We start from the raw sequence: 12853 nt of genomic DNA on the forward strand, positions 1-12853 counted from the left end.
GCGCGTTTCACAGGTGGCGCATGATAACGCAATGTTGGTTTATGTCCGGCTGTTCTATGTCACTTGGCCTGGAGCTTGCGCTCAATCGCCGCCATCAGCATTTCGCCAATATTGGTGCCGAACGCATTGTCGATCTCGCGGATACAGGTGGGGCTGGTGACGTTGATTTCAGTGAGGTTTTCACCAATCACGTCGAGGCCGACAAACAGCAGGCCCTTTTCGCGCAGGGTCGGGCCGACCTGGGAAGCGATCCAGCGGTCCTTGTCCGACAGCGGCCGCGCTTCACCACGGCCACCCGCGGCCAGGTTGCCACGGGTCTCGCCGGCCGCCGGGATGCGCGCCAGGCAGTAGTCCACCGGCTCGCCGTCGATCATCAGGATGCGCTTGTCGCCATCCTTGATCGCCGGCAGGTAGGCCTGGCCCATGATCTGCTGGGTGCCCAGCGCGGTCAGGGTCTCCAGGATCACCGACAGGTTCGGATCCCCTGCACGGTGACGGAAGATCGAGGTACCGCCCATGCCGTCCAGCGGCTTGAGGATCACGTCGCCGTGCTTGGCGGCGAATTCACGCAGCACATCGGCGCGGCGGCTGACCACGGTCGGCGGCGTGCACTGCGGGAACAGCGTGGCGAACAGTTTTTCATTGCAGTCGCGCAGGCTCTGCGGCTTGTTGACGATCAATACCCCGGCGCGCTCGGCCTGCTCCAGCAGGTAAGTGGAGTAGACGAATTCCATGTCGAACGGCGGGTCCTTGCGCATCAGGATCACGTCCAGGTCGCTCAGGGGGCTGTCGATTTCGTCCGAAAGCTCGAACCACTTCTCGGGGTTGGCAAACACCTGCAGCGGGCGCATGCGCGCGCGGGCCTCGCCGTCACCCTGGTAAAGATCCGGCTGTTCCATATAGAACAGGCTCCAGCCACGGGCCTGGGCGGCCAGGAGCATGGCCAGCGAGCTGTCCTTTTTATAGGAGATGCTGGCGATAGGGTCCATGACAATGCCGACGCGAACGCTCATGGGGGATTTCCTCTAGCAAATTAGGCGCATAAAAGTGGCGTCAGAGTGGCGCTGCGGCTGTTGTGGGTCAAGGAAAAACCACCTGGCCGGTTGCTCGATAGATTGCGCCCGGAGACTGTGCTAAAAAGACTGCCACGGCGCAGCAGCCCTTGAATTCCAAGGCTTGCGGCGCTCATCCTGTGCAACATCAGGCAGTACACACCGAAAACCGATTCGCTGTGGCGATGGTAGAGCAGATATGGAACAGCATTCCAACGCCTTGAGAGTGATGGTGATCGACGATTCGAAAACGATCCGCCGCACCGCCGAGACCCTGTTGAAGAACGTGGGGTGCGATGTCATCACGGCCATCGACGGTTTCGATGCCCTGGCCCGGATTGTTGATCATCACCCGCACATTATCTTTGTCGACATCATGATGCCGCGCCTGGATGGTTATCAGACCTGCGCCCTGGTGAAGAACAACCCGGCGTTCAAGTCGATCCCGGTGATCATGCTGTCCTCCAAGGACGGCCTGTTCGACAAGGCCAAGGGGCGCATCGTCGGTGTCGATCAGTTTTTGACCAAGCCTTTCAGCAAGGAAGAACTGCTGGGCGCGATCAAGGCCTACGTGCCTGGGTTCGCCGCAGTAGAACAAGCACACTGACGCCGCCCCACAAGGGCTGGCGCCGACCAATGTAGTGGGGAAAACCATGGCACGCGTTCTGATCGTCGACGATTCGCCGACTGAAATGTACAAACTCACCGGCATGCTGGAAAAGCATGGCCACCAGGTGCTCAAGGCCGAAAACGGCGCGGACGGCGTGGCCCTGGCCCGCCAGGAAAAGCCCGATGCCGTGCTGATGGACATCGTGATGCCGGGGCTCAATGGCTTCCAGGCCACGCGCCAGCTGTCCAAGGAGCCGGAAACCAACGGCATCCCGATCATCATCATCACCACCAAGGATCAGGAAACCGACAAGATCTGGGGCGCGCGCCAGGGCGCCAAGGATTACCTGACCAAGCCGGTGGATGAAGAAACCCTGATCGCCACGCTGAACAAGGTGCTGGCCGGCTAAAGGCTCGCGATGATGACCGAGTCGCAAACCGCCTTCGAGCTGCTGCTGGACATCGACCGCCGCTGCCGCCTGCTGGCCGCCGACCTGCCGTCGCAGGAAACCCGCCTGCAGCGCTGGAGCGGGATCGGTTTTCGCCTGGGGCCGCATTGGTATGTGGCGCCCATGGGCGAAGTCGCCGAGGTCTTGCACGAGCCGCGCTGCACCTTGATGCCGGGGGTCAAGCCGTGGGTCAAGGGCGTGGCCAATCTGCGCGGGCGCTTGCTGCCGGTGATGGACCTGGGCGGGTTTCTCGGCCTGGAACTGTCCCGGGCACGCAAGCAGCGGCGGGTGCTGGTAGTGGAATTCAACGACCTGTTTGTCGGGCTGCTGGTAGACGAGGTGGTGGGGATGCAGCATTTCGCACAAGACGCACTGCGGGCGAGCGCAGCTTTCGCCGCACCGTTTATCCAGGGCCAGTTCGATGGCGACCAGCAGTGGCAGGTGTTCAGCCCCTTCGCCCTGGCCCAGGCCCCAGGCTTCATGGATGTTGCCGCATGAGCACCCCGACCACGCCCAAACCCCAGGCCGCTTCACGCAGCCGCTCGCAGATCATCGTGCTGTTTATCGCGCTGATCGTGTTCATCATGCTGTTGTTCGCCAACTTCGCGTACCTCAATACCCAGTCCACCTACGACAAGCAGTACATCGGTCACGCCGGTGAGTTGCGCGTGCTGTCCCAGCGCATCGCCAAGAACGCCACCGAAGCCGCTGCCGGCAAGGCGGCTGCATTCAAGCTCTTGAGCGATGCGCGCAACGACTTCGCGCAACGCTGGGGCTACCTGAAAAAAGGTGACATTGAGACCGGGTTGCCCGCCGCGCCCAATGCCGTACGTGCGGAAATGCGCGCGGTACAGACCGACTGGGAAGCGCTGCTGAAGAACACCGACGCGATCCTCGCCAGCGAGCAGACCGTGCTGTCCCTGCACCAGGTGGCGGCAACCCTGGCCGAAACCGTGCCGCAGTTGCAGATGGAGTCGGAAAAAGTCGTCGATATCCTGCTGCAACGCGGCGCCCCGGCCAGCCAGGTGGCCTTGGCCCAGCGCCAGTCGCTGCTGGCCGAGCGCATTCTCGGCGCGGTGAATACCGTGCTCGCCGGCGACGAAACCGCCGTGCAGGCCGCCGACGCTTTCGGCCGCGACGCCAACCGCTTCGGCCAGGTACTCAACGGCATGCTCCAGGGCAACGCCGGGCTGCGCATCACTCAGGTCGAAGACCGCGACGCCCGTGCGCGGCTGGCAGAAATTGCCGAGCTGTTCGAGTTTGTCTCCGGCTCCGTGGATGAAATCCTCGAGACCTCGCCGCAGCTGTTCCAGGTGCGCGCTTCGGCGAGCAATATTTTCAACCTGTCGCAAACCCTGCTCGATGAAGCCTCGCACCTGGCCACCGGTTTTGAAAACCTCGCCAGCGGGCGCAGCTTCGACACCATCGGCGGCTACGTGCTGGGCCTGCTGGCGCTGACCTCGATCATCCTCATCGGCCTGGTCATGGTGCGCGAGACCAACCGCCAGCTGCATGAAACCGCCGAGAAGAACGAGCGCAACCAGAACGCGATCATGCGCCTGCTGGATGAAATCGAGGACCTGGCCGACGGCGACCTCACCGTGACGGCGTCTGTGACCGAGGACTTCACCGGCACCATCGCCGACTCCATCAACTATTCCGTCGACCAGCTGCGTGACCTGGTCGCCACCATCAACCTCACCGCCGGGCAAGTCGCCGGCGCGGTGCAGGACACCCAGGCCACCGCCATGCACCTGGCCCAGGCCTCGGAGCATCAGGCCCAACAGATCGCCGAAGCCTCCACCGCGATCAACCAGATGGCCCAGTCCATCGACCAGGTCTCGGCCAACGCCGCTGAATCCTCGGCGGTGGCCGAGCGTTCGGTGGAGATTGCCAACAAAGGCAACGAGGTGGTGCACAACACCATCCACGGCATGGACAACATTCGCGAGCAGATCCAGGACACCGCCAAGCGCATCAAGCGCCTGGGCGAGTCGTCCCAGGAGATTGGCGATATCGTCAGCCTGATCGATGACATCGCCGACCAGACCAACATCCTCGCCCTCAACGCGGCGATCCAGGCAAGCATGGCCGGTGATGCCGGGCGCGGTTTTGCGGTGGTGGCCGATGAAGTGCAGCGCCTCGCCGAGCGTTCTTCCGCCGCCACCCGGCAAATCGAAACCCTGGTGCGGGCGATCCAGGCCGACACCAACGAAGCGGTGATCTCCATGGAGCAGACCACCACCGAAGTGGTGCGCGGCGCGCGGCTGGCGCAGGACGCCGGGGTGGCGCTGGAAGAGATCGAAGGCGTGTCGAAAACCCTCGCGGCACTGATCCAGAGTATCTCCAACGCGGCGCAGCAACAGACCTCGTCGGCGGGGCAGATCTCGCTGACCATGAACGTGATCCAGCAGATCACCACCCAGACGTCCTCGGGCTCCACCGCCACTGCCGAGAGCATCGGCAACCTGGCGAAGATGGCCAGCCAGTTACGCCGGTCGGTATCGGGGTTCACCCTGCCGCCGCCAAAACAGGTGGATGATTGAAAGGCTATCTGGAGAACACCACAGTCCAACTGTGGGAGCTGGCTTGCCTGGGATAGCGGACTGTCAGTGGATACATAAGCAGCTGACCCACCGCCATCGCAGGCAAGCCAGCGCCTACAGTGAATCTCCAGGGTTCTTGGCAATACACGCAATTCACGAATTCTAAGCGGAGCAGTTATGGTTGATCGGCACGACTACGTGGCCCTCGAATGGGTCAAGGGCGACATTGCCGAAACCCTGAAGCAGGCCCGGTCGGCGCTCGATACCTATGTCGACACCAGCGATGGCGATGCGATCGCCGAGTGCCTTGCCGGTATCCACCAGGTCCACGGTGCGCTGCAAATGGTCGAGTTCTACGGCGCGGCGCTGCTCGCCGAAGAGATCGAAGAACTGGCCCTGGCCCTGCAGGCCGGGCGTGTCAGCCGGCGCGATGAAAGCATCCGCCTGCTGCAACAGGCCCTCGGTCAATTGCCGTTGTACCTGGACCGCATCCACAGCGCCCGCCGCGACCTGCCGTTGGTAGTGTTGCCGCTGCTCAACGATCTGCGCACCGCACGCGGTGAAAGCCTGCTCTCGGAAACCAGCCTGTTCAGCCCGCAACTGCTGTCGATTGCACCGCTGCCCGACGAAGCCTTGGCCCAGCGCGCCGCCCCTGACCTTGCCGAGCAACTGCGCCAGTGGCACCAATTGCTGCAACAGGCCTTGGCCGGCCTGCTGCGTGAAGACCACGGCCCGAGCAACCTGGAAGACATGGCGCGGGTCTTTGCCCGCCTTGAAGCCCTGTGCCAGGGCGCGCCGCTGTTGCCGCTGTGGCAGGTCACCTCGGCGCTGGTCGAAGGCATGCTCACCGGCGTGATCGCCAACAGCCCGGCGCTGCGCAGCCTGCTCAAGGCCAGTGACAAGGAACTCAAGCGCCTGCTGGCCCAGGGCATTGGCGCGATCAACCGGCCGGCGCCGGATGAATTGCTCAAGAGCCTGCTGTTCTACGTGGCCAAGGTCACCCGGCCGACGCCGCGCATGCAAAGCCTCAAGGAGCGCTACGGCCTGGATGAGGCCTTGCCCGACAGTGCCGTGGTCGATGCCGAACGCGCGCGCCTGGCCGGGCCGGACCGCAATGCCATGGGCTCGGTACTCGGTGCGTTGTGCGAGGAACTGGTGCGGGTCAAGGAACGTCTCGACCTGTTCGTGCGCAGCGACCGCCAGCACACCAGCGACCTCGACGCGCTGCTCGCGCCGCTGCGGCAGATCGCCGATACCCTGGCCGTGCTGGGCTTTGGCCAGCCACGCAAAGTGATCATCGACCAGCTCGCCGTGGTGCTGAGCCTGGCCCAGGGGCAGCGCGAGCCGAATGACGCGGTGCTGATGGATGTCGCGGGTGCCTTGCTGTATGTCGAAGCGACGCTGGCCGGCATGGTCGGCACCGTCGAGCCGGAAAGCCGCGAAGAGAGCCGCCTGCCGACCACGGACCTGACCCAGATTCATCAACTGGTGATCCGCGAGTCCTGCCAGTGCCTGCGCCAGGCCAAGGAGTTAGTGATTGATTGCGTCGAAGCGCAGTGGGACCGCCAGCGCCTGGAGTCCCTGCCGGAGCTGCTGAGCCAGGTACGCGGTGCGCTGGCGATGATTCCGCTGCCACGGGCGGCCAGCCTGATGCGCGGTTGCACCGATTATGTCGATGAACAGTTGATGACCCACGACAGCCCGCCTTCCGAGGCGCAGTTGGGGCATTTCGCCGATGTGATCAGCAGCCTGGAGTACTACCTCGAACGCATGCTCCAGGACCCCGACGCCGCCGGCGAACGAGTGCTGGAGCTGGCCACCCAGGGCTTGGCCGCGCTGGGTTATCTGCCCGCCGAAAAGCCTTGGCGCCAGGCGCTGGTCGCGCCGGACGGGGCACTCTCGACCGAGATCGCACCCAGCCAATCCCAATTCGACGCCTTGGCCAGTCCCACTTCGCGCCTCAACCCGCCGGCCCTGCAACGTCCCGGCAGCCTGCTGCCGCCGCCGGCCGATGAGGAGCCGATCGACGACGAGCTGCGTGAGGTCTTCCTCGAAGAAACCGACGAAGTCCTTGAGGTGCTGCACCGCTCCTTGCCCAACAGCGCCGATAAAACCGCCCAGGGCGAAATGCGCCGCGCCTTTCACACCCTCAAGGGCAGCGGCCGCATGGTGCGTGCGCTGGTGCTGGCCGAGCTGGCCTGGGCCGTGGAAAACCTGCTCAACCGCGTGCTGGAACGCAGCGTGGCGCTCGGTCCCGAGGTGCAACAGGTGCTGGACGAGGCGGTGGATTTGCTGCCGGAACTGATCGCCGATTTTGCTACCGACGACCAGCACCAGCGTGATGCAGTCGACGCCCTGGCCGCTCGCGCCCACGCCTTGGCCAGCGGTGCGCAGGCGCCGGTTGCCGAAGCCTATGACCCGATGCTGCTGGAGATCTTCCGCAACGAAGCCCAGAGTCACCTGGAGAGCCTCAACCACTTCCTGCAAGAGGCCGCCGAGCATGTGCCGCTGCAAGTCAGCGATGAATTGCAACGCGCCCTGCATACCCTCAAGGGCAGCGCCTACATGGCTGGTGTGCTGCCTATCGCCGAGCTGGCGCGTCCGCTCGATCACCTGACCCGCGAGTACAAGGCGCACCGCCTGCCACTGGACCTGGACGAAGTGGAGTTGCTGCTCGAAGCCGAGGGCCTGTTCCAGCGCGGGCTGCGCCGCCTGAGCGATCCCCTGGCGCCGATCCAGGGCGCGCAGGACCTGATCAATCGGACCCAAAGCCTGCTCGATCAACAGCTCGCAGCGCTGCTCGACGCGCCCAACACCGGCCTGCGCATCAAGCGCGACCCGCAGTTGATCGCCAACTTCCTGGCCCAGGGCATGGACATCCTGCTTGACGCCGAAAGCCTGCTGCGCCGCTGGCAACAGCACCCCGGCGAACGCCAGGAACTCACCGCGCTGCTCGACGAACTGACCACGCTGGGCGAGGGCGCGCACGTCGCCGACCTGCACGCCATCGACGAACTGTGTGAGGCCTTGCTCGACCTGTATGGCGCCGTGGAAGAGAGCAGTTTGGCGGTCAGCGAGCGGTTTTTCCATGAGGCCGAGCAGGCCCATGAAGCGTTGATCAGCATGCTCGACCAACTGGCCGCCGGGCAGGAAATCAACCCGGCGCCGGCACGGGTCGAGGCGCTGCGCGAACTGTTGGATGAGGCCCTCGACCCGTCCGCCACCGGCCTGATCAAGAGTGACGGCAGCCGCACCCTGAGCATCTCCGAACTGGGCGCCGCGACGCAGCAGTTGGAGCACGACACCGCCATGGACGACGAGATCGTCGAGATCTTCCTGGAAGAGGCGGTGGATATCCTCGACAGCGCCGGGCAGTCCCTCAAGCGCTGGTTGCTGGAGCCCGACAGCGCGGCGCCGTTATCCTCATTGCAGCGCGACCTGCACACCCTCAAGGGCGGCGCGCGGATGGCCGAAATCGGCCCGGTGGGCGACCTGGCCCATGAGCTGGAATGCCTTTACGAAGGCCTGGTGGACCGTCGCTACAGCTACTCCCCCGAGCTGTCCCAAGTACTGATGGCCAGCCATGAACGCCTGGCGCTGCAGCTGGAAGAGCTGCAACACCATCAGCCCCTGAGTGACAGCGCCGAGCTGATCTCCAAGGTGCGCGCGCTGCGCCAGGGCGGTACGCCCTCCGCCGCTGCGCAGGCCGCTGAAACCTCGAGCGCCGACCCGGAGTTGCTGGATATCTTCCTTGAAGAGGCTGCCGACATTCTCGACAGTTCCGGCAGCGCGTTGCTGCGCTGGCAGGCCGAGCCGAACAATCGCCAGGAAGTCGAAACCCTGCTGCGCGACCTGCACACCCTCAAGGGTGGTGCGCGCATGGTCGAGATCGGGCCGATTGGTGATCTGGCGCATGAACTGGAGTTTCTCTACGAGGGTTTGTCCGCCGGCTTGCTGGCGCCGTCCGACGAGTTGTTTGCATTGCTGCAAGGCTGCCATGACCGCCTGGCACAGATGATCGATGCGGTCGCCGATGGCCTGCCGGTGGGTTCGGTGGACAAGCTGATCGAGCGCATCAAAAGCCTCGTGCACCCCAGCGACGAACCGGTGGTACCGGTGGCATTGCCGGCGGGCAAGGTCGAAGCCGCGGTAGACCCGGCTGCGGACATGGTGAAAATCTCCGCCGACCTGCTCGACGACCTGGTCAACCTCGCCGGTGAAACCTCGATTTTTCGCGGTCGGATCGAGCAGCAGGTCAACGACGCCCGCATCGCTCTGACTGAAGTGGAAACCACCATCGAGCGCATGCGCGACCAGCTGCGCCGCCTCGACACCGAGACCCAGGGCCGCATCCTCAGTCGCCAGCAGGCCGAGGCCGAACGCCTGGGGTATGAAGAATTCGACCCGCTGGAAATGGACCGCCATTCACAGTTGCAGCAATTGTCCCGCGCACTCTCTGAATCGGCCTCCGACCTGCTCGACCTCAAGGACACGCTTGAACGCCGCAACCAGGACGCCCACGACCTGTTGCAGCAACAGGCACGCATCAACACCGAGTTGCAGGAAGGCCTGATGCGCACGCGCATGGTGCCGTTCGAGCGCATGCTGCCGCGCCTCAAGCGCATTGTGCGCCAGGTGGCGGGCGAGCTGGGCAAGGACGTGGAATTCATCGTCGGCAATGCCGAGGGTGAGATGGACCGCAACGTGCTGGAGCGCATGGCCGCGCCGCTCGAACATATGCTGCGCAACGCCGTCGACCATGGCCTGGAATCCCGCGACGCACGCTTGGCCGCCGGCAAGCCGGAGAAGGGGCGCATCACCCTGGACCTGACCCACGAAGGCGGCGACATCGTCTTCGACATGCGCGACGACGGCGCCGGCGTGCCCCTTGAAGCGGTGCGGCGCAAGGCGATCAAGCGTGGCCTGCTCGATCCCAATCAAGAGATCAGCGACCGTGACGTCTTGCAGTTCATCCTGCAGCCGGGGTTCTCCACGGCGGAAAAAATCACGCAGATTTCCGGACGTGGCGTGGGCATGGACGTAGTGCATGAAGAGGTGCGTCAACTCGGCGGCTCGATGTTCATTGATTCGACGCCGGGCGAGGGCGTGCACTTTCGCATTCGCCTGCCCTTCACCGTGTCGGTCAACCGCGCGCTGATGGTGCAATGCGCAGACGATCAATACGCGATCCCGCTCAACACCATCGAGGGCCTGGTGCGCGTGTTGCCGCACGAGTTGGCCGGGCACTATCAGCAAGACCCGCCGCGCTACGAATACGCCGGCCAGCGCTACGAGCTGTTCTACCTCGGCGACCTGCTACACACCGTTGCCCGTCCGAAATTGCTGGGTCAGTACCAGCCGGTGCCGGTGCTACTGGTGCAGTGCAACGAGCGCCGCGTGGCGGTGCACGTGGATGCCATGGCCGGCACGCGCGAGATTGTGGTCAAGGGCCTGGGCCCGCAGTTTGCCGGGGTCCAGGGCTTGTCCGGGGCGACCATCCTCGGGGATGGCCGCGTGGTGCTGATCATCGATTTGCTCGCGCATATCCGCGCGCGGCAACCGGCGTTGCCGGCGCAGACGGTTGACGCGCCACTGATCCTCAACGACCCGCTGAAAAAGCGCCCGCTGCTGGTGTTGGTGGTGGACGACTCGGTCACCGTGCGCAAAGTTACCAGCCGCCTGCTGGAGCGCAACGGCATGAACGTGCTCACGGCCAAAGACGGCATCGACGCCATCGCCGTGCTCGAAGAACACACCCCGGACCTGATGCTGCTCGACATCGAAATGCCGCGCATGGACGGTTTCGAGGTGGCCATCCAGGTGCGCAACGACCCGCGCCTGATGCGGCTGCCGATCATCATGATCACCTCGCGTACCGGCCAGAAACACCGCGACCGCGCCATGGCGATTGGCGTCAACGACTACCTCGGCAAGCCGTATCAAGAGTCGGTGCTGCTGGAAAGCATCGCCTATTGGAGCAAGTCCCATGCTTGACCACCGCACCAGCCAACTCACCGGCCTGCTCCTGCCCCTGGCCGACCGCCACCTGGTGCTGCCCAACGTCGCCATCGCCGAGCTGATCGACTTCCAACGCGGCGAACCGGCCAGCGATGCGCCGCCGTGGTATTTGCGGCAAGTGACGTGGCGTGATCGGCAATTGCCATTGATCAGCTTCGAAGCGGTATGCGGCGAGGCCATCGTGACGGGAGAGCGCTCGCGCATTGTGGTGTTGAACGCCTTGGGCGGGCGGCCGACGTTGAAGTTTATTGCGCTGGTGATTCAGGGAATTCCGCGTTCTTACAAGCTCGATAGCCAGTTGAGCTATGTCGATGTACCGCTGTGCCCATTGGAACTGGCAGCGGTGCAGGTGGGCGAGCATGTGGCGAAGGTGCCGGATTTGATGGGTTTGGAGGCGCTGCTGGTGGAGTCCGGGTTGGCCTGAACCCCACACTCAAATCCCGTGAAGATCAAAATGTGGGAGCTGGCTTGCCTGCGATGGCGGCTTGTCAGTCACAACATCAACAAGCGACCCGCCGCTATCGCTGGCAAGCCAGCTCCCACACTGAATTGTGCTCGGCCCAAGATCTCAATCAATCCGCGCAAACGGCTCAATCATCGGCTGCTCCCGATGCTCGGCCTGCCACAAGTCGTAGGCGCTTTGCATCGACAGCCATAGATGCGCGGTACTCACGCCGGCTTGCTCAAGCCTCACGGCAAGGCCGGGGCTGACAGGCGCGTGGCCATGCAAGATCCTTGAAAAGGTTTCGCGGGCGAAGCCAAGTCGTCTGGCCATTTCGGTGATGGTGATGCCCAGGGCAGGGACCACATCCTCTAGCAGGATTTCACCCGGGTGAGGTGGGTTGTGCATACCCCTATAGAGACTCCTATTCAGTGGTAGTCAAGATAATCGACTATTTCGGCTGGGTCTTTGAGCAATAGCCTGAAAAGCCTATCCGAACATTCTTCGCTGTCTGTCGGAGGACAAGGCGACACGCCCTCGCAGACCATGTAAATGATCAAAAAATGTCGGAATGGTATGAGTTGGCTGTAGGCGAGTTCTGCATTTGATTGAGCGGGTATTCAAGCCTGGGTGGGATGGCTAGCTTCTTAGCTCCTCACTGCCAGCTAGGACTCGCAAATGGCCGTACCGTTAATGCCGCCTGGTGTTTCAATTCTTGAAAACATGGCGATATCTACATGCAAACGCATTCATCTCAAGCCCGGGTCGGCATTCGCCTACTCCTGGTTTTATTCTCAGGTTCGTGCCGCCGGCCCCTGGAACTACAAGAGGCGGGGACGTCAATACGAGGCTTTTGGTAATTTCAATTACGGTGCAACAGGCACCGTGCTGGGGATTCCAGAGCATGTGCTGTTGCGGGCGGCAGGTGTTGCTCAAACCCTCGCAAAAACCACGCTTCCGGATTTTGGATTATGGTGGGGCGGTGAGCCTTTTGGTGACGACCCGCGAGATCAATATTGGATAAGGAGAGGTATTGAGTATGCAATTTCTCAAGGCCATTAAGGGACTCACACCTGTTCTGCGTAATTGCTTGCTGGCGGTCTGCCTGATCTATATCGGCGGCAGTTGGCTGATGTCACCCGGAGCGCCGGCTCTGGACGAAGTGGTGTTGAAGTATTCCTTGGGCAACGGTAATTCGATTTACGGTGCGCGAGATGGCCAAGGCGGAGCGACGGTGGGCTTTTCCTACAGATACTACGTCCATAAGGATCTGGGTAATGATCAGGAAATACTCACCACATTAGTGTCGGCACATCCCTTTCTGAAAACCCAAGAGCCCACTGTGCAAGTGAGTGAGCAGGATGGCGAGCTTCGATTGGATGTTCAGGGGCGGGTGTATGAGTACAAGAGTTATGCCCTCGAAGGCCTGGGAGGGGCCAAGGTAGTCATGGCGTTGTGATTCTCGATGCTGCGCGCGAGGTTGGGCAATATCAATGTGGCGAGCGGGCTTGCCCCGCGTTGGGCTGCGCAGCAGCCCCAAAACCTGCCCACGGTTTACATCTGATACACCGCATTGATCTGCCTGGGGCTGCTACGCAACCCAACGCGGGGCAAGCCCGCTCGCCACAGGAAGTGCTTTGCCTTGAGAGTTGTGGTGTGCCTTCGGATTTTTCCTGCAGGATTTTGAGCCTTGCATGAACTTGTCGCGTGCAGTCAGCGCGCCTAGTCTTCGTCCCG

The 12853-nt window shown here is 62.9% G+C and carries 10 protein-coding genes; 8 read left to right on the forward strand and 2 right to left on the reverse strand.

Going from position 1 to position 12853, the window contains the following annotated elements; translation table 11 throughout:
• Nucleotides 1–59 precede the first annotated feature (59 nt).
• On the reverse strand, nucleotides 60–1013 hold the full coding sequence (gene gshB, locus C9990_RS01750; RefSeq protein ID WP_106802393.1) for a glutathione synthase: 954 nt from the start codon (nucleotides 1011–1013) through the stop codon (nucleotides 60–62).
• Between the two features lie 238 nt (nucleotides 1014–1251).
• Between gshB and pilG the strand changes: the two genes are divergently transcribed.
• From pilG to C9990_RS01780, 6 genes are all read left to right on the forward strand, one after another.
• Entirely contained in the window at nucleotides 1252–1659 is a 408-nt protein-coding gene (gene pilG / locus C9990_RS01755) for a twitching motility response regulator PilG (RefSeq protein WP_010564379.1), read from the forward strand.
• Between the two features lie 46 nt (nucleotides 1660–1705).
• Entirely contained in the window at nucleotides 1706–2071 is a 366-nt protein-coding gene (gene pilH / locus C9990_RS01760; RefSeq protein ID WP_014720320.1) for a twitching motility response regulator PilH, read from the forward strand.
• Nucleotides 2072–2083: 12 nt separating this feature from the next.
• Nucleotides 2084–2608: a chemotaxis protein CheW gene (locus C9990_RS01765; RefSeq protein ID WP_065902122.1), complete on the forward strand. Its 525-nt coding sequence runs from the start codon at nucleotides 2084–2086 to the stop codon at nucleotides 2606–2608.
• On the forward strand, nucleotides 2605–4656 hold the full coding sequence (locus tag C9990_RS01770; protein ID WP_106802394.1) for a methyl-accepting chemotaxis protein: 2052 nt from the start codon (nucleotides 2605–2607) through the stop codon (nucleotides 4654–4656). Before C9990_RS01765 ends, C9990_RS01770 begins: the two co-directional genes overlap by 4 nt.
• A 177-nt stretch (nucleotides 4657–4833) precedes the next feature.
• The gene (locus C9990_RS01775) at nucleotides 4834–10650 is read left to right on the forward strand and encodes an Hpt domain-containing protein (protein ID WP_106802395.1); all 5817 of its coding nucleotides are present in this window, start codon (nucleotides 4834–4836) and stop codon (nucleotides 10648–10650) included.
• Complete coding sequence (locus tag C9990_RS01780) at nucleotides 10643–11098, forward strand: chemotaxis protein CheW (RefSeq protein ID WP_065902115.1); 456 nt, start codon at nucleotides 10643–10645, stop codon at nucleotides 11096–11098. The genes C9990_RS01775 and C9990_RS01780 overlap by 8 nt, the downstream gene beginning before the upstream one ends.
• A 144-nt stretch (nucleotides 11099–11242) precedes the next feature.
• On the opposite strand, the gene C9990_RS01785 is transcribed toward C9990_RS01780, so the two are convergent.
• A complete protein-coding gene (locus C9990_RS01785) occupies nucleotides 11243–11524 on the reverse strand; it encodes a HigA family addiction module antitoxin (RefSeq protein WP_106802396.1) in 282 nt (93 codons plus the stop codon).
• A 270-nt stretch (nucleotides 11525–11794) separates the two neighbouring features.
• Between C9990_RS01785 and C9990_RS01790 the strand changes: the two genes are divergently transcribed.
• Nucleotides 11795–12178, forward strand: a complete 384-nt coding sequence (locus tag C9990_RS01790; RefSeq protein WP_106802397.1) for a polymorphic toxin type 44 domain-containing protein — start codon at nucleotides 11795–11797, stop codon at nucleotides 12176–12178.
• Complete coding sequence (locus C9990_RS01795; RefSeq protein WP_065902111.1) at nucleotides 12156–12575, forward strand: hypothetical protein; 420 nt, start codon at nucleotides 12156–12158, stop codon at nucleotides 12573–12575. The genes C9990_RS01790 and C9990_RS01795 overlap by 23 nt, the downstream gene beginning before the upstream one ends.
• Nucleotides 12576–12853: the final 278 nt, after the last annotated feature.

The sequence above is a fragment of the Pseudomonas sp. S5D5 genome, assembly GCF_003013355.1.
Lineage (GTDB): Bacteria > Pseudomonadota > Gammaproteobacteria > Pseudomonadales > Pseudomonadaceae > Aquipseudomonas > Aquipseudomonas aylmerensis.